Raw genomic sequence first — 16,440 nt, 5'->3', positions numbered from 1 at the left:
CACAGGCGCAGACGCCGACGATGCGCATGCCGGCCAGCGACGCCGACTTCGTACGCGCGCTCGCCGCCGGCAACACCGCCGAACTCGAGGAGGCGAAGTACATCGTCAATCGGACGAAGGACGCGACCGTCCGTGCCTTTGCGCAGCACATGATCGACGATCACAGCAGCGCGGCGGTGAAGCTCGAGGCCGCGACGCGCGGCACGAACCTCGCCCCGGCGCCGCCGTCGACCGACACGAACCCGATGGGCGCGCGCGCCGTCGCGATGCTCTCCGCCGAGAGCGGGACGCAGGCCGATAACGACTACATGCGGCTGCAGGCGCCGCAGCATCAGCACGCGCTCGCGTTGCTGCAGTGGGAGTCGCAGAACGGACAGAACGCCGGCCTCAAGACGGTCGCGAACGCCCTGATCCCGACGGTGCAGCAGCACCTGCAGATGACGCAGCAGTTCCTGGCAGCGCACAACCTCACGCCGTACGCACCGCCAGGCGTGAACCCCGTCCCCGGGAATCCGAATGGGACGCCGGCCGTGAACGGCGGCTCGACGCTCAACAACAACGGATCCGGCGGAACGACCGGCAACCCCATCGTCGCGCCGACCTACGCCCCGACCGGCTCCGGAACGCCGCCGCCCGTCGCGCCGAGCCCGGCGGCGTCGCCGAAACCCTAGTCTTCCTTCGTCGCCTCGTCCTTCGCGCGATTCTGCAACTCCGCGACGACGCTCGAATCGGCGAGCGTCGTCGTGTCGCCGAGCATTCGTCCCTCGGCGATGTCGCGCAGCAGCCGGCGCATGATCTTTCCCGAACGCGTTTTGGGGAGTTCCTGCGTGAACGTCAGGTACTTGGGTCGGCAGAACTTGCCGAGTTTCTCGGCGACGTGATCGCGCAGCGCGTTCGCGAGTTCTTCCGAGCCGGTCGCGTGGCTCTTGAGCGTCACGAACGCGCAGATCGCCTGACCCGTGATGTCGTCGTTCTTCCCCGTGACCGCGGCTTCCGCGACCGCGGGGTGATCGACGAGCGCCGACTCGACCTCGGTGGTCGAGATGCGGTGCCCGCTGACGTTCATAACGTCGTCGATGCGGCCGAGGAACCAGAAATCACCGTCGGCGTCGCGCTTGCAGCCGTCGCCCGCGAGATAGAGGTGCGGGAACTTCGACCAATACGTCTCGCGGTAGCGGTCGTCGTCGCCGTAGATGCCGCGCAGCATCGAGGGCCACGGACGGCGCAGGACGATGTATCCGCCGCCGCCGAGCGGCACCGACTCACCGGTTTCGTTGACGAGATCGGCCTGTACGCCCGGGAACGGCTTGGTCGCCGAGCCCGGCTTGAGCGTCGTGATCCCCGGCAGCGGCGTGATCATGATCGCGCCGGTCTCCGTCTGCCACCACGTGTCGACGACGGGGCAGCGGCCGCCGCCGATGTGCGTGTGATACCACATCCACGCTTCGGGATTGATCGGTTCGCCGACGCTTCCCAAGAGCCGCAGCGACGAGAGGTCGTGCTTTTCGACGTACTGCGTCCCCCACTTCATGAACGTGCGGATCGCGGTCGGCGCGGTGTAGAGAATCGTGACCTTGTAGCGCTCGACGATCTCCCACAGCCGGTCCTTGTCGGGATAGTCCGGCGTGCCTTCGTAGATCACCGATGTCGCGCCGTTGCAGAGCGGCCCGTACACGATGTACGAGTGACCCGTCACCCAGCCGATATCGGCCGCGCACCAGTACACGTCGGCGTCTTCCTTGAGATCGAAGACGAGTTTGTGCGTCGCGGTGACGCCGGTGAGATAGCCGCCGGTGGTGTGTTTGATCCCCTTCGGCTTCGCGGTCGTCCCCGACGTGTAGAGCAGATAGAGCAGATCTTCGGCGTTCATCCGCTCGGGCTCGCAGGTGGAGGGCTGGTCGCGTACGACGTCGTCCCACCATACATCGCGGCCTTCGGTCATGTTCACTTCATCGCCGATGCGCTTCGCGACGACGACGTGCTTGAGCGTCGGCATCCCGCGCGCGAACGCTTCGTCGCAGTTCGCCTTGAGCGGGACTTTGTTGCCGCGGCGCCAGCCGTGATCGGCGGTGATGAGCGCAACGCACCCGCTGTCGTTCACGCGATCGACGATCGCATCGGGCGAGAAGCCGCCGAAGATCACCGAGTGCGCCGCTCCGATGCGCGCGCACGCGAGCATCGCGACCGGCAGCTCGACGATCATCGGCATGTAGATCGCGACGCGATCGCCTTTTTTCACGCCGAGCGCGCGCAGGCCGTTCGCGAAGCGGCAGACTTCGTCGAGCAGCTCGCCGTAGGTCACGCTCCAGCGGTCGCCGGGCTCGCCTTCGTAATAAAACGCGACCTTCGCGGCCTTCCCCGCGCGCACGTGACGGTCGAGCGCGTTGACCGACGCGTTGAGCTCTCCGTCGGCAAACCAGCGCGCAAACGGTTCGTTCCACTCGAGGATTTGCGTCGGGGGCGTCATCCACTCGAGCTTGTCGGCCCACGACTTCCAGAACGCCTGATAATCGCGTTCCGCCTCCTCGTGGATCCCGGGCTGCGCGTTCGCCTGCGCGGCGAACGCGGGCGGCGGCGGGAAGGTACGTCCCTCGGTGAGGAGCGCTTCGATGGCATCCGTCTGCGCGGGCGTCGTCATGGCGCGCGCTTCGTTTCCGGCGCCGGTCAACCCCTCGACCTCCTTGACCGTCGGAGCGCTGGGTGCTACGCTGGGGCGAAGTCTGGCACTCCTGCAAAAGGACTGCTAAGCAGTGAGACCCTGGTGATCGACAAGCCCGAACTCGACAAGCGCAAATCCTTCATCCTCGCGACCGTGGTGTACGAGTACATCAACACGGCCGAGCCGGTGGGGTCGGTGACGCTTACCCAAAAGTACAACCTCGGCGTGAGTTCGGCGACGATCCGCAACGAGTTGGCGGAGCTCGAAGCCGGCGGGTACCTCGTGCAGCCGCACACCTCCGCGGGGCGCATCCCCTCCGATGCAGGGTATCGCACCTACGTCGACCGGCTCATGCAGCCGGAGGTCCTTACCAAGGACGACACCCGCCGCATCCGCGACCAGTTCCGTGAGGCGTCGAACGAGCTGGCTGACGTGATCGAGCAGACCACCCGCCTGCTCTCCGGGCTCTCGGGGAACCTCGCGATCGCCGTCGCCCCGTCGCGCGACACGCACGCGTTCAAGCACGTGCAGCTGCTGTGGCTCTCGGCGCGCACGAGCATGGTCGTCGTCGTGACCTCGGGCGGCGTCGCCGCGCAGCGGGTCGTCGAATGGACGTCCGACGTCGCCGCCGACGATCTGACGCGGCTCTCGAACGCGCTGAATTCACGGCTCGGCGGCCGGATCATGGAAGACGTGACGGTCGCGCAGCTCGACACGATCTGCAGCGAGCTGAGCGCGCCGACGGAGATTCGCGATGCGGTGCGGATGGCGTTCGCGCAGGCGCGCCAGACCGAAGAGCCCGATCTCGCTGCTTCCGGCGCGCAGAACCTGCTCGATCAGCCCGAGTTTCACGACCTGCGCAAGCTGCGCGCGATCCTGCGCATCGTCGAGGAGCAGCGTACGCTGTACGATCTGATCGCCGACGAGCTCACCCACGAGGCGCCGGCGGCGCAGCCGACGCCGCACGTGCGCATCGGGCACGAACTCGGGCCCGACGAGCTCTCGGAGTGCAGCGTCGTCACGGTCCCGTACCGCTTCGGCGACCGCGGCGTCGGCGTGCTCGCGATCCTCGGGCCGCGCCGCATGCCGTATGCGCGCTTGATGGCGCTCGCGTCCGGGACGGCCCGCTCGCTGGGCGATCACCTCAACGACGTCGAAATCCGATAACGTGGCGACGGATTATTACGAAGTCCTCGGCGTCGCGCGCGACGCCGACGAGAACACGATCAAACGTGCGTATCGTCGGCTCGCGCGCACGTACCATCCCGACGTCGCCGCGGACAAGGCAGCCGCGGAGAACCGCTTCAAAGAGATCAACGAAGCGTACGAGGTGCTCTCCGACGCGCAGAAGCGCGCGAACTACGATCGATTCGGCCATGCGGGTGTCAACGGCGGCATCGGCGAGGGCGGCTTCGGCCCGTTCGGGAGCGAGGGCTTCGGCGACATCTTCGACATGTTCTTCGGTGCCGCGCGGGGCGGCGCGCAGCAGCGCCGCAACGGCCCGGCACGCGGCAGCGACCTCCGCTACGACGTCGAGATCACGCTCGAAGAGGCGTACGCGGGCACGACGCGCGAGGTCACGTTCCGTCATCTGGCGAGTTGCCCGACGTGCAAGGGGAACGGCGCCGAGCCCGGGACGCTGATCGTTCCGTGCGACCGCTGCAGCGGCACCGGGATCCAGCGCCAGGTGCGCCAGACGCCGCTGGGTCAATTCGTCACGCAGACCACGTGCACGAAGTGCAGCGGCGACGGCCAGATCGTGCAGACGCCGTGCACGACTTGCCGCGGCCGCGGGCGCATCGAGCAGGAGAAGAGCCTGCAGGTCAAGATCCCGGCCGGCGTCGACGACGGTTCGCGCATCCGGATCACCGGCAGCGGTGAAGCCGGAACGCGCGGCGGGCCCGACGGCGATCTCTACGTCTACCTGAGCATCGCGCGCCATCCAATGTTCCGCCGCGACGGGCTCGACGTGCTCGTCGACGTGCCGATCGCGTTTCCGCAGGCTGCGCTCGGCGGCGAGATCCGCGTCCCCTCGCTCGACGGCGAGGTCCCGCTCACGCTCAACCCGGGGACGCAGAGCAACTCGACGTATCGGCTGCGAGGACGCGGGATGCCCAGCGTGCGCGGCGGCGCGAAGGGCGACGAACTCGTCACCGTGCACGTCGTCGTGCCCACGAAGATCAGCAAGCGCGAACGCGAGCTGCTCGAAGAGTACGCGCGCGCGGGCGGCGACCAGGTCGAAGAGAAGTCGTTTTTCGATCGCGTGAAGGACGCGTTCCGCGCCGACTAGGCGCGTTCAGTTCGGCGGTGCGACCGGTTCTTCGATGCGGACCGCCAGGACGCCGTCGATCGCGCCGATCGCCTCGATCGCGCGCACCATGTCGGCGTCGACGTTGAGACCGATCGAGTACACCGCCGACGCGTGACGGATCCCGCCTTCATTCGTGATCGCGATGTCGTCGCCGATGCGCACGCTGTGCACGCATCGGCCGATCGCGGCGGCGAGCGCGTCGAGCGCGACGACGTTGAGATCGGTGTCGACGCGAATATCCAGCGACGAACGGCGCGGCAACAGTCGCATGACGAGGTCGTCGCTCATGAACAGCACGAGCAGCGTCAGGACGACCGTCGTCATGTAGACCGGCCACCAGGCAAGACGGCCCAAACCCACGCCCATCCCGATCGCAGCGGCGGTCCAGATCGACGCGGCGGTCGTCAGCCCGCGCGTGTTGAGTCCGTGGCGCACGATCGCGCCCGCGCCGAGAAAACCGACGCCGGTGATGACTCCCGCCGCGATCCGCGTATCGCCGGGAATCAGCACGGAGAACGTCGCGAACGCACACGATCCGAGCGAGACCAGCGCGTGCGTGCGGATCCCTGCCGGTTTTTGCGTGTACTGGCGCTGAAATCCGATCACCCCGCCGAGCACGGCGGCGAGTGCCAAGGCGATCGCCGATTGCACCATCGCGGCGTTCATCGAACCGATACCATGCGGCCCACGGTCGTCGACGACGCGGCCCAAAAAAAATTGGAACGGGCGCACGTCGAAAACGGCGTCGCGATCTTCGTGCGCGGCGCCAACCGGCTCGAGATCAGCGCAGCGCGCTGACGCCTGCGCGTGTGAGTTCTCCGTCGATTGCGCCGGTAAGCATCGCGAAGCACATGCGGTAGTCGCCGGCGAGCGAGCGAAACGGTGCGCTGAACGTCTCGGGCTTGTTGCGTTCGATGAACGCATGCGCGAACCAGGCCGGACCGTAGCCGCACGCGAGCGCAGCGCCGGCGAGCCGCAGGTCGCGCTTCGCCAGCGCGGCGGCGGCGACCGCGGTCGCCGTCAGCGTTCCGGCCGCGTGCAGCGCCCGGGTCCGCGGATCGGCGTGCGCCCGCAGGTAGCGCAGCCAGAAGGCGTCGTCCATCCCGGGGCCTTCCGCACCGCGCCGCCGAACGGCCTGCCGCGATGCGGGACCGGTTCTTCGTCGAGGGCGTGCACGCGGTCGGCGAGCGGGTGGCGCTCGCCGCGGACGACGCGCGCAAGATCGCGACGGTGCTGCGCAAGCGCAGCGGCGACCGCGCGCAGATCGTCGACTCCGGCGGGACCGCATACGCCGCGACGCTGGAGGTGACGGGCCGCGCCGTCACGGCTGCGCTCGACGCGGTGATCGACGCCGACGGCGTCGAGCCGTCCCCCGCGATCACGATCGCGCAGGCGGTCCCCAAAGGCCAGAAGATGGATCTGGTCGTCGAGAAGGCGACCGAACTCGGCGTCCACGCGATCGTCCCGGTGCGCAGCGCGCGCGTGATCGGACACGACACCAGCGCCGCGAAGGTCGAACGCTGGCGCCGGATCGCGCGTTCGGCCGCGCAGCAGTCGGGACGCACGCGCGTCCCCGCGGTCGCCGACATGCTCGACTGGGACGCGCTCCTGCGGACGTTTTCCGCCTACGATCGCGTGTACGTCCCTTGGGAGGTCGCCGAACCGCGGCCGTTGCGCGAGGTCCTCGAGCCGGAGATCGCGACCCTGCGGTCGCTGCTCGTAGCCGTCGGACCCGAAGGCGGGTTGTCGCACGACGAGGTGACGCGCGCGGCCGCCGCCGGCGCCGTCCCCGTATCGCTCGGGCGGCGGATCCTGCGTACCGAGACCGCCGCGCTCGTCGTGCTCGCCGCGATCCTCTACGCGCGGGGAGAACTCTAAGGCATCCTTCGCCGCGCGCGGCCGGTTTCGAGCCGCATGCATGCCGTCGTCGTCGACGCGGCGGCGCCGGGCCGTCTGACCCTGACCGACGTCCCCGCGCCCGCGCCGCAGCCGTCCGAAGCGCTGGTGCGCGTCGCCGCCGTCAGCCTGAATCTCGGCGAGGTGCGCCGCGTGCGCAATGCGGCCGACGGCTGGCGGCCGGGATGGGATTTCGCGGGAACGGTCGAGCGCGCCGCCGCCGACGGGAGCGGGCCGCACGCCGGCGCACGCGTCGTCGGGATGCTCGGCGAGGGCGCGTGGGCGGAACGCATCGCTGCGCCGGTGCGCAACCTCGCGGTGCTGCCGGCATCGCTTTCCTTCGAGCGCGCGTCGACGCTGCCGATCGCCGGACTCACCGCGCTCTACGCGCTCGAGAAGCGCGGCGGCCTGCTGGGGCGACGCGTGCTGATTACGGGCGCGTCGGGCGGCGTCGGGATCTTCGCGGCCCAGCTGGCGCGCCTGGCGGGTGCGTCCGTCACGGCGCTGGTGCACCGCGGCGAGAAGCGCGCCGTCGTCGAACCGTTCGCCGATACGGTCGTCGTCGGCGACGGCGCCGGGTGCGCGCACGAAACCGGGCCGTTCGATCTGATCTTGGAATCCGTCGGCGGCGACGTCTTCGCCGGCGCGCTGCGCGAGCTCGCGCCCGACGGGATGCTCGTCACGTTCGGCACGTCGGCACAGCGCGAGAGCACGATCGAAGTGGCATCGTTCTACGCGCGCGGCGGCGCGTCGATCTACGGTTTCATCATCTTTCACGAACTCGAGCGCACGCCCGCGGGCGAAGGATTGGCGCGGCTCGCCGCGCTGCTCGACGGCGGCGCGCTGCAGGTGCACGTCGACGACGTGCTCCCCGTCGCGCGGATCGGCGAGGCCGCCGATCGCTTGTGGGATCGCGCCGTCTCGGGCAAACTCGTGGTGACGTTCGCATGACGCTGCACGCGTGGCTGCCGTTCGCCGGACTCGCGCTACTCGTGTCGCTGGTCCCGGGGCCGGCAGTCGTCGCGGTCGTCTCGAGTGCGCTGCGCGGCGGCTTCGCCGCGTCATTGCGCACGAATGCCGGCGTGCTCGTCGGCGACGCGGTCTTCGTCGCGGCAGCCGTGGCGGGGTTGGGAACGCTGCTCGTCGCGTCGCATCCGCTCTTCACCGCCGTGAAATGGATCGGGATCGTCTACCTCGCCTACCTCGGCGTCCGCGCGCTGCTCGACCGCACGCCCGCGTTCGAGCCGCGCCCGAACGACGCCGGCCGCGCGTTTCGGCTCGGCCTCGCGACGCAGCTCGCGAACCCGAAGGTAATTCTGTTCTTCGGCGCGCTGCTGCCGCAGTTCGCGACCCGGCGCGACCCGTCGCCCAGCAGTTCGCGATCCTCGGCGCGACGTTCATCGCGAGCGATCTGCTGGTCTTCGCGGGCTACGGTGCGCTCGCGCACCGCGCGCGCACGCTGCTGCGCTCCCCGCGCGCAGCGCGCGCTACGTCACGCGTCACCGGCCTCGCGATGCTGGGGGCCGCCGCGCGCCTCGCCGCCGAACGCTGACTTAGGCGGGGACCGACGAGGTGACTGCTTCGACGAAGACGTCGAACGCGGTGCGGTGGAGCGTGTGGCCGTGACCTGCGATCGTGCGTACGCAAACCGACGGTGAAATGCGCGCGACGTCGTCGGGGGCGACGACCGAGTCTTCCCCGGCGAGCAGAATCGTCGTCGGTACTTTGAGCGCGGCGAGGCGTTCGCGCAGATCCCAGCCGCCGTCGTCGACGCAGTTGTCGGCGCCGAGCCGGCGCAGCGTCTCGAGCGACAGCGCGCGCATCGCGTGCAGTTTGCCGTCGCGGTCGGCGGGATGCGCACCGGCGAACGCGTCGCGAATCGCCGCCTCGCGTGCGGCGGCGTCATCCGGCAGCAGTGCTGCCATGCCGTCGACGTAGTCGCGCCCGAACGTGTGCGGCGCGATGCGAATCATCGGGTCGACGAGCACGAGCGACTTCGCGATCTTCGGGCCGCCGACGAGCGCCACCGCGCTGCCCCACGAGTGGCCGACGACCGACGCAACCGTCCCGATGCTGTCGGCGACGGCGCGCAGATCGGCGGCGAGCGCGTCGAGCGCCATCGGGCCGTCGTGTTGCGCGTGATCGCCGTGTCCGCGCTGATCGTACGCGAACACGCGGTGCGTTGCGGCGAGCGCTTCGCCGAGCCGCGCGAAATCGCGCCGCGACGAGCCGATCCCGTGCACGCACAGCACGGCGGGGCCGGCATCGCCCCAGCATTCGACGGTCGTGACGGCGCCGGTTTCGAGGGCGACGCGCCGCTGTTCTGTCGTGATCATGGCGCGCGCCTTTCGCGCGCGGCGGCTAGGCCACCCGCGCGATCAGCTTGGCGATCGGCGGCCCGGTCAGGATCACGACGAAGATCCGCAGCGCCTGGATCGCCAGCACGAGCGGGACGTTCGCGCCGCTGCCGAGCGCGATCGCCGTGACCGCGTCGAGCCCGCCCGGCGTCGTCGCCAGGTAGGCGGTCAGCGCATCGACGTGGATCGTTGCGACCAGCAGCACCGCCGAGAGCGCGCACAGCACCAACAGGATCCCGGTCGAGGCGAGCAGTTCGGGGAACGCGCGCAGCGCGTGGCGGATCGTCTCCCGCGTGTAGAGCGGTCCGATCGCGAGGCCGACGTTGCAGACGCGGCATCGAGCGCCCACACCGGGACGCCGATGCGCGCGAGGCCCGATCCGTGCAGCGCGGCGCCGAGGATCATTGGGCCGAGCAGCGAGCCGGCAGGGATGCGCAGCCGCAGCGCCGCCCACGCGCCGGCGCCGCCCGCCGCGGCCGTCTCCAGCCACGCGATCGGGTCGGCGGCGGCCGATCCGGGAACCGCGGCGACGGCGCCGTGCGGCAGGAGGATGCGCGCCACCATCCCCGCCGAGAGGACGACGACGGTGACCCGCAGGTACTGCATGAACGCGACCAGTCGCGGGTCGGCCCCGTAGTCGGCGCTCATCGCGGTCATCGCCGAAGCGCCGCCGGGCGCGGAACTCCACGCCGCCGTCTCCGCCGAGAGCGTGCCGAAACGCGCGAGGAGCCATCCGGCGGCGGCGGCCGCCGCGACCGTCGAGGTGACGACGAACGCCATCGCCGGCCAGTCGCGTACGATTGAGAGGATCACCGGCGGCGTGAACGCCTGCGCGATCAGACAACCGATCGCGACCTGGGCGGTGAAGAACGCCGGACGCGGCAAGCGCAGCCGCACGAGCCCGCTCGCCGACGCTGCGATCGCGACCAGCATCGGACCGATCAGCGGCCCTCCGGGGAACGCCGCGCGCGTCAGTGCGGCCGCGGCGGCAAGGGCAACGGCGATCAGCGCGATCCACACTGCCGCCGTTCGAACCGTCACCCCCGATACGACCTCGGCAACCCCCCGAGGGGTGCGCCTGCACGCCGTCCTGTCGTTTGCAATCGTGATATCATTATGATATCATGAGGGGACCATGCGTGCTTTTCCGGCGCGCCTGGACGACGGCGTGTACGACGAACTGAAACGACGAGCGGAGAACGAACGCAAAAGCATGAATGCGGTGCTGAACGAGTCGCTGGAACGGCACTTCAAAGGCCGCACCGATGCGAAGGCCGCCCTGCTGCGTGCGCTCGAAGCGCTCGAAGAAAGCGAGCGCACGAAGCGATGATCGCGGCGTCGGTTTCACGGGACTCTGCAGCCTGCAAGGCGTACAACTCCGGTTCGACCATGGCTCGCACCCTCGAATCGCTCGTCCCGGGAACTCCCGTGTTTGCCGGCTCCACCCGCGTCGGCGACGTCGTCGCCGTCTACGCCGAAGGCGAGGCGCGGATCGCCGAGCTCGTCATCGTGAAGTGGGCGGCCAGCGGCGACGACGTCGCCGTGCCGACCACCGAGATCGAAAGCATCGACGCGCAGGGCGTCCAGCTGATCCGCCGGGAAGCCGACCAATACAAGGATCTCGCGCCGTTCGACGTCGAGCGGTTCCCGACGCTGCGGAAAATCGCGTGATGACCTCGACGCCTGCGTCGACCGGGACCGCGACGCCGATGAAGTTCTCGATCGTCGTTCCAACGTATAACGAAGCGGGCGGGATCGAGCGGCTGGTGACGACCCTCGACGACATCTTCAGGAAGCACGATCTCGACGGCGAGATCATCGTCGTCGACGACAACTCGCCCGACGGCACGGGCGCAATCGTCGACCGGCTCGAGCGCGAGGGCTATCCGGTGCGCTGTCTGCACCGCCCCGGCAAGATGGGGCTCTCGTCCGGCGTTATCGACGGATGGAAGTTCGCGCGCGCCGACTCGGTCGCGCTGGGCGCGATGGACGCCGACTTCTCGCACGACGCGACGATCCTGCCGCGCATGGTCGAGGCGCTCGCGAGCGGCGGCTACGGCTTGGCGATCGGCTCGCGCTACGTCCCCGGCGGCGGGATCGAGAATTGGCCGAAACGCCGCATCATCACCTCGAAGGTCGCGATCGCGCTGGCCCAGCCGCTCACGCCCGTCAAGGACATCACCAGCGGCTACTTCCTGGTGAAGCGCGACGCGATCGACGGCGTCGACCTCGATCCGATCGGGTTCAAGATCGGGCTCGAAGTCATCGCGAAAGCGCGCTACGGCCGGGCCCTCGAAGTGCCGTACGTCTTCACCGACCGCGTCGCCGGCGAGTCGAAGCTCAATCAGAACGAGATCTTCAACTACCTGCGCCAGCTCGGCCGCATCTACCGCGCGCGGCTCGCGGGGAAGCGCTAGCGCCGTGGCACCGATGCCGGAATGGCTGCGCATCCGCCGCGCGCAACCGATCCCGGCCGGCGAAGCCGCGCAGTGGACGAAGTGTCCGAAATGCGGCGAGATGATCTATCGCCCCGACCTCGCCGCGAATGCGTGGGTCTGCACCCGCTGCCAGCATCATTTCCGGATGCACGCGTTCGACCGCATCGCGATGCTCGTCGACAGCGACTTCACCGAGATCGGCGGCGACCTGCTCCCGGGCGACCCGCTTGGCTGGACTGACAAGGTCCCCTATCCGCAGAAACTCGCGCGGGATCGTGAGAAATCGAAGCTGACCGAAGGTGTCGTCTGCGGCTTCGCCGCCGTCGGGGGAATCGACGTCGCGCTCGGCGTGATGGATTTCAATTTCCGCGGCGGGACGATGGGGACCGTGGTCGGCGAGCGCATCACCCAACTCTTCGAAGCGGCCCGCGAACGGCACGTCCCGGCGGTCGTCTTCACCGCCTCCGGCGGCGCCCGCATGGAAGAGGGGATGCTCGCGCTGATGCAGATGGCGAAGACGACGCTCGCGGTGCGGCGCTTCCACGACGACGGCGGCTACTACATCAGCGTGCTGACCGATCCGACGACCGGCGGCGTCTCGGCGTCGTTTGCGTTTCAGGCCGACGTCGTGCTCGCCGAAGCGCGCGCGGCGATCGGTTTTGCCGGCCGGCGCGTGATCGAGCAGACGATCCGTCAGCGGCTGCCCGACAACTTCCAGACCGCTGAGTTCTTGCTGGAGAAGGGCGCGCTCGACATGGTCGTCGAGCGCAAGGATCTCAAAGACCGGCTGGTGCGGCTGCTCGACTACGGCGTCGGCGCGAAGTCGCCGTCGAACGGCCGCGCGACGATCGTCCCGCCGGTGCCGGAGCCGCAGTCGTGAACGTGATCGTCGAGCGCGAACGCGGGCTGCTGGAGCTCGAGCAGCGCATCGCCGAACTCAAGGCGCAGGCCGCGCAGCAGCCGGTCGACATGACCGGCGTGATCCGCGATCTCGAAGCGAAGTACGTCGAGATCCAGCGCGAGATCTTCGGCACGATGACGCCGTGGCAGCGCGTCAACATGGCGCGTCACCCCAAACGTCCGCTCGGCTCGGAGTATCTCGCCGAGCTCGACCAGTTCGACGAACTGCACGGCGACCGCCATTTCCGCGACGATCACGCGATCGTCGGCGGGTTCGCGAAACTGCGCGGCCGCCGCATCGTCGCCATCGCGCAGGACAAGGGCCGCGACACCAAAGAGAAGGTCTTCCGCAACTTCGGGATGCCCTCGCCGGAGGGCTATCGCAAGGTGATCCGCCTGGTCGAACTCGCCGCGCACCTGCGCCTGCCGGTGGTGACGTTCATCGACACCAGCGGTGCCGATCCCGGGATCGGTTCCGAAGAGCGCGCGCAGTCCGAAGCGATCGCGCAGTCGCTGTACGAACTTGCCGACGCGCGCGTCCCGATCGTCGCGACGATCATCGGTGAGGGCGGTTCCGGCGGAGCGCTTGCGCTCGGACTCGCCGACCGCGTCCTGATGCTCGAACACGCCGTCTATTCGGTCGCGTCGCCCGAAGGTGCGGCGGCGATTCTCTGGGGCGACGCTGCGCGCGCGGAAGAAGCGGCGGCGCGGCTGCGGCTGACCTCCGACGATCTCTTGCGTTTCGGGATCATCGACGAGATCGTCCCCGAACCGGTCGGCGGGGCGCATCGGGACGCCGCCGGCACGATCGCGCGCGTCCTCGCCGCAGTCGACGGTGCGCTCGACACGCTGGTGACGCTGGCGGCCGACGAACTCGTTGAGCGCCGGTATCGCAAGTTCCGCCGGATCGGTTCGACGTGATACGCGCTGCGGGACGCATCTGCGTCGTCGGCGTCGCGCTCGTCGTGATCTCGCTGATCGGCGTGCAGTACGCGCGCATCATCGGGCGCAATCTCGCCCTCGCCGGCGAACTGCGCAGCACCGACGCCGAGATCGCGGCGCTGCGCGCGAAGCAGGCGCAGCAGGAGCGTGAGATCCGGCGGCTTTCCGACCCGCACGGCGCGATCCCCGAGATCCACGATCGACTGCACCTGGTCGGCGACAAGGAAGCGATCATCTACCTCAAGCGGCCCGGCGAGACGCCGTGAGCGAGCGGGTGCGCGGCAGCGTCCTCAACGTCCACAACCTGGGCGCGATCGTCCGGCTGGACGACGGCCGTCTCGTCGCGGCCCCGATCGGCGACGTCAATAAGAACCGTGCCGCCTACACGCGCGCGCTCGAGCGCAAAGATGTGACCTTGCCGTTCGATCTAGTCGGGAAGATGGTCGTGCTCGCGCAGACGCGCGTCGACGAAGTAACGCCGACCACGCCGACGCCGGCGCTCACCGACCCGTCGTTCGAGGCGCAGATCGCCGCATATCTCAAATCGACCGAAGCGTGGGCGCCCTCCGATCGTCCGCAGCCCTTCGAGCGCCATCTCGTACGCAAGCGACAACGGGCGAAAGTCTTCCGCAGCGACGGCGCCTAACGGCCCAAGGCCGCTAACGGGCAAGCGCAGAACCGCAGTTCCATCATGGCGATGAAAGAAGCCCGGGTCGATCCGGTCAAGGTTCCCGGCTCGTTCGTCCGCCTTCAGGGCGCGTATCCCGGGTTGCGCGCGGCGGAGCAGCGGGTCGCGGATTTTATCCTCGCGCACCCGGATGAACTGATTTATCTCACCGTCACCGAGCTGGCGGAGCGGACGAACACGAGCGAGTCGACCGTCGTTCGCTTGTGTCAGAAGATCGGCTACAAGGGCTATCAAGAGTTCAAGATCGTGCTCGCCCGCGATCTGGTCGAGCCGGCTACCGAGATCTACGCCGCGATCGAGCCCGGCGACGACCTCGCGACGGTCAAATCGAAGGTGTTCCAGGCCAACGCGCAAGCGCTGCGCGACACCATCGAAGTGCTGGAGGACGAACAGCTCCAGCGCGCGGTGAACGCGCTCGCCTCGGCCAACCGCATCGAAATCTACGGCGTCGGCGGAAGCGGACCGCTCGCGCTCGACGCGTATCACAAGTTCCTCAAGGTCGGGCTGCAAGCGATTGCGCTCTCCGACGGCGACCTGATGGCGATGTCGTCGTCGCTGCTGAGTCCGGGCGACGTCGCGCTGGGGATTTCGCACACCGGCGCGAGCCGCGACGTGACCGACGCGCTCGGGCGCGCGAAAGCGAACGGCGCGACGACGATCGGGATCACGCACCGCCACACCTCGCCGATCACCAAGGTCTCGGAGATTCAGCTCTTCACCGCCGCGAAGCAGACCGCGTTCCGCAGCGATGCCAGCTCGAGCCGCATCGCGCAGCTCACCATCATCGACACGCTCTACGTCGGCGTCGCGCACGCGCACCACGACCGGGCGCTCGCGATGATCGAGCGCACGCGCGAAGCGACGGCGTCGAAACGGTACTGACCCGCCTTCCGGGTTCGTCGACGTTCCGCGTGTCGGGCCGCCGCGCGGGTCAGCGCTTCGACGCCGTCCACGGCGTCACGACCGAGGCGCTGGTGTTTCTCGGCGAACTCGATCCCGACGCGATCGGACCGTCGCTCGCGCACGCGACGCACTACGAGCCGACGCCGGTCCTGGAGGCGGAACGGCTCATCGCCGCTTCGCCGCTCGCTCCGCAGCGCGCGACGTTCGTCGACGTCGGCGCGGGGATGGGACGCGTCGTCATGCTCGCCGCACGGCTGCCGTTCCGCGCGGTGATCGGCGTCGAGATCTCGCCGGCGCTGGTCGAAATCGCGCGCGAAAACCTCGCGACCTCACGCGATCCGCTGCGCGTCGCCGCCGACGTGCGCGTGACGCGCGGCGATGCCGCGACGTATCGCTTCCCGCGCGGCGATCTGGTGGTGTATCTCTACAACCCGTTCACGGCGCCGGTGCTGGACGCGATGCTGGTGAACCTGCGCGCCGCCGGTGAAGACCGCGAGATCGTCCTGCTCTATCACACCGCGCTCGAGCACGAGACGATCGTCGCCACCGAATCCTTCGAGATCGTCAACGACCTCGGCTTCGCCCTAGTCTACCGCCTCACGCGGTCACGCTGAGCTCGTCGAAGCGCACCCGCGTTCGCGCTCAGCCTGACTCGGCGTCGCGGATCCCGACTTCGTCGAGGTGTGCCAGGAGATCGGCGGGGTCGGCGTAGACACGGTAGGCGCCGGCGTTCTGCAGTTCGTCGGCGCCGTAACCGCCGGAGAGCAGGCCGACGCCGAGCGCCCCGGCACGCCGCGCCGCGAGCAGATCCCACACCGAATCGCCGATCACGACGCTCGCCGAGACCGAGACGCCGAGTTTCTCCGCCGCGCGGACGAACAGATCGGGATCGGGTTTCGCGTGTGCGACTTCGTCGCGCGTCACGATCGGGACGTGCGCCGGGACGTCGAGCAGCGCGATCGTGCGTTCCGCGACGTCGCGTCCGCCGCTCGTCGCGATCGCCCACGGTGCGCCCAGCGCCGTCAGCGCTGCGAGCAGATCGTGCGAGCCGGGAAGCGGAACCACCTCGTGAAAGCGCTTCGCGTATGCCGCGGCGTGCCGCCGTTCGAGGTCGCGCGCCGTCTCCTCGTCGACGCTGCGGCCGAGTTCGCGCATCAGACCGCGCACGAAGAGGCCGCCGCTCATCCCGATCTTGCGATGGATCCGCCACACCGAGAGCCCGAGCCCCGCCGACTGCAGCGCCTCGTGCCAAGCGCCGACGTGCTGGTACACCGAGTCGACGAGCGTGCCGTCGAGATCGAACAGCATCGCGGGCGGCGTGCGCTCCATGCGGGGCGCTTCGCCCC

At 69.2% G+C, this 16,440-nt stretch carries 20 protein-coding genes and 1 pseudogene; 14 read left to right on the top strand and 7 right to left on the bottom strand.

The features are described from left to right. The first annotated feature begins 20 nt into the window (after positions 1 to 20). On the top strand, positions 21 to 671 hold the full coding sequence (locus WPS_RS11315) for a DUF4142 domain-containing protein (protein ID WP_317994591.1): 651 nt from the start codon (positions 21 to 23) through the stop codon (positions 669 to 671). On the opposite strand, the gene acs is transcribed toward WPS_RS11315, so the two are convergent. Beyond that, entirely contained in the window at positions 668 to 2,638 is a 1,971-nt protein-coding gene (acs, locus tag WPS_RS11310; RefSeq protein WP_317994590.1) for an acetate--CoA ligase, read from the bottom strand. The genes WPS_RS11315 and acs overlap by 4 nt on opposite strands. Positions 2,639 to 2,761: 123 nt before the next feature. Between acs and hrcA the strand changes: the two genes are divergently transcribed. Beyond that, positions 2,762 to 3,826 carry a heat-inducible transcriptional repressor HrcA gene (gene hrcA / locus WPS_RS11305; protein ID WP_317994589.1) on the top strand — a complete coding sequence of 355 codons (1,065 nt, stop codon included), beginning with the start codon at positions 2,762 to 2,764 and terminating at the stop codon, positions 3,824 to 3,826. A 1-nt stretch (position 3,827) separates the two neighbouring features. Continuing rightward, positions 3,828 to 4,949 carry a molecular chaperone DnaJ gene (gene dnaJ, locus WPS_RS11300; protein ID WP_317994588.1) on the top strand — a complete coding sequence of 374 codons (1,122 nt, stop codon included), beginning with the start codon at positions 3,828 to 3,830 and terminating at the stop codon, positions 4,947 to 4,949. Between the two features lie 6 nt (positions 4,950 to 4,955). On the opposite strand, the gene WPS_RS11295 is transcribed toward dnaJ, so the two are convergent. Beyond that, positions 4,956 to 5,636: an MgtC/SapB family protein gene (locus WPS_RS11295; protein WP_317994587.1), complete on the bottom strand. Its 681-nt coding sequence runs from the start codon at positions 5,634 to 5,636 to the stop codon at positions 4,956 to 4,958. A gap of 115 nt (positions 5,637 to 5,751) precedes the next feature. Next, positions 5,752 to 6,072 (bottom strand): DUF962 domain-containing protein, encoded by a 321-nt coding sequence (locus tag WPS_RS11290; protein WP_317994586.1) that lies wholly within the window; start codon positions 6,070 to 6,072, stop codon positions 5,752 to 5,754. A gap of 41 nt (positions 6,073 to 6,113) precedes the next feature. Here WPS_RS11290 and WPS_RS11285 point away from each other — a divergent pair, with 41 nt between their 5' ends. The 3 genes and pseudogenes from WPS_RS11285 to WPS_RS11275 all read left to right on the top strand — a co-directional run. Then, entirely contained in the window at positions 6,114 to 6,848 is a 735-nt protein-coding gene (locus WPS_RS11285) for an RsmE family RNA methyltransferase (RefSeq protein ID WP_317994585.1), read from the top strand. 36 nt (positions 6,849 to 6,884) lie between these two features. After that, positions 6,885 to 7,817 (top strand): zinc-binding dehydrogenase, encoded by a 933-nt coding sequence (locus WPS_RS11280; protein ID WP_317994584.1) that lies wholly within the window; start codon positions 6,885 to 6,887, stop codon positions 7,815 to 7,817. Continuing rightward, positions 7,814 to 8,344: pseudogene (locus WPS_RS11275) on the top strand (LysE family translocator); the annotation flags it as partial. The gene WPS_RS11280 and the pseudogene WPS_RS11275, both read left to right, overlap by 4 nt. A 75-nt stretch (positions 8,345 to 8,419) precedes the next feature. Here WPS_RS11275 and WPS_RS11270 read toward each other — a convergent pair. Genes WPS_RS11270 through WPS_RS11260 form a run of 3 tightly spaced genes read right to left on the bottom strand, consistent with a single transcriptional unit; the run spans position 8,420 to position 10,264 of the window. Next, positions 8,420 to 9,202, bottom strand: a complete 783-nt coding sequence (locus WPS_RS11270; protein ID WP_317994582.1) for an alpha/beta fold hydrolase — start codon at positions 9,200 to 9,202, stop codon at positions 8,420 to 8,422. Positions 9,203 to 9,227: 25 nt separating this feature from the next. After that, positions 9,228 to 9,494 carry an AbrB family transcriptional regulator gene (locus WPS_RS11265; protein WP_317997537.1) on the bottom strand — a complete coding sequence of 89 codons (267 nt, stop codon included), beginning with the start codon at positions 9,492 to 9,494 and terminating at the stop codon, positions 9,228 to 9,230. Further along, a complete protein-coding gene (locus tag WPS_RS11260; protein ID WP_317994581.1) occupies positions 9,392 to 10,264 on the bottom strand; it encodes an AbrB family transcriptional regulator in 873 nt (290 codons plus the stop codon). Before WPS_RS11260 ends, WPS_RS11265 begins: the two co-directional genes overlap by 103 nt. 348 nt (positions 10,265 to 10,612) lie before the next feature. Here WPS_RS11260 and WPS_RS11255 point away from each other — a divergent pair, with 348 nt between their 5' ends. From WPS_RS11255 to WPS_RS11220, 8 genes are read left to right on the top strand one after another with little or no spacing between them, the layout of a single operon-like run. After that, positions 10,613 to 10,894, top strand: a complete 282-nt coding sequence (locus WPS_RS11255) for an SDR family oxidoreductase (protein WP_317994580.1) — start codon at positions 10,613 to 10,615, stop codon at positions 10,892 to 10,894. After that, positions 10,894 to 11,640: a polyprenol monophosphomannose synthase gene (locus tag WPS_RS11250; protein ID WP_317994579.1), complete on the top strand. Its 747-nt coding sequence runs from the start codon at positions 10,894 to 10,896 to the stop codon at positions 11,638 to 11,640. The genes WPS_RS11255 and WPS_RS11250 overlap by 1 nt, the downstream gene beginning before the upstream one ends. Before the next feature lie 13 nt (positions 11,641 to 11,653). Then, entirely contained in the window at positions 11,654 to 12,541 is an 888-nt protein-coding gene (gene accD / locus WPS_RS11245; protein ID WP_317997536.1) for an acetyl-CoA carboxylase, carboxyltransferase subunit beta, read from the top strand. Next, positions 12,538 to 13,482, top strand: a complete 945-nt coding sequence (locus tag WPS_RS11240) for an acetyl-CoA carboxylase carboxyltransferase subunit alpha (protein WP_317994578.1) — start codon at positions 12,538 to 12,540, stop codon at positions 13,480 to 13,482. The genes accD and WPS_RS11240 overlap by 4 nt, the downstream gene beginning before the upstream one ends. Beyond that, positions 13,479 to 13,769, top strand: coding sequence for a hypothetical protein (locus WPS_RS11235; RefSeq protein ID WP_317994577.1), 291 nt, complete (start codon positions 13,479 to 13,481; stop codon positions 13,767 to 13,769). Before WPS_RS11240 ends, WPS_RS11235 begins: the two co-directional genes overlap by 4 nt. Then, on the top strand, positions 13,766 to 14,149 hold the full coding sequence (locus WPS_RS11230) for a hypothetical protein (RefSeq protein WP_317994576.1): 384 nt from the start codon (positions 13,766 to 13,768) through the stop codon (positions 14,147 to 14,149). The genes WPS_RS11235 and WPS_RS11230 overlap by 4 nt, the downstream gene beginning before the upstream one ends. A 45-nt stretch (positions 14,150 to 14,194) precedes the next feature. Next, complete coding sequence (locus tag WPS_RS11225) at positions 14,195 to 15,073, top strand: MurR/RpiR family transcriptional regulator (protein WP_317994575.1); 879 nt, start codon at positions 14,195 to 14,197, stop codon at positions 15,071 to 15,073. Positions 15,074 to 15,102: 29 nt separating this feature from the next. Next, on the top strand, positions 15,103 to 15,708 hold the full coding sequence (locus tag WPS_RS11220; RefSeq protein WP_317994574.1) for a class I SAM-dependent methyltransferase: 606 nt from the start codon (positions 15,103 to 15,105) through the stop codon (positions 15,706 to 15,708). 28 nt (positions 15,709 to 15,736) lie between these two features. On the opposite strand, the gene WPS_RS11215 is transcribed toward WPS_RS11220, so the two are convergent. Beyond that, positions 15,737 to 16,423, bottom strand: coding sequence for an HAD family hydrolase (locus WPS_RS11215; protein ID WP_317994573.1), 687 nt, complete (start codon positions 16,421 to 16,423; stop codon positions 15,737 to 15,739). Between the last annotated feature and the right edge of the window lie 17 nt (positions 16,424 to 16,440).

Source organism: Vulcanimicrobium alpinum, assembly GCF_027923555.1.
GTDB lineage: Bacteria > Vulcanimicrobiota > Vulcanimicrobiia > Vulcanimicrobiales > Vulcanimicrobiaceae > Vulcanimicrobium > Vulcanimicrobium alpinum.
The sequence above is the reverse complement of the archived record's forward strand: the minus strand, read 5'-3'. Positions and strand labels throughout refer to the sequence as shown.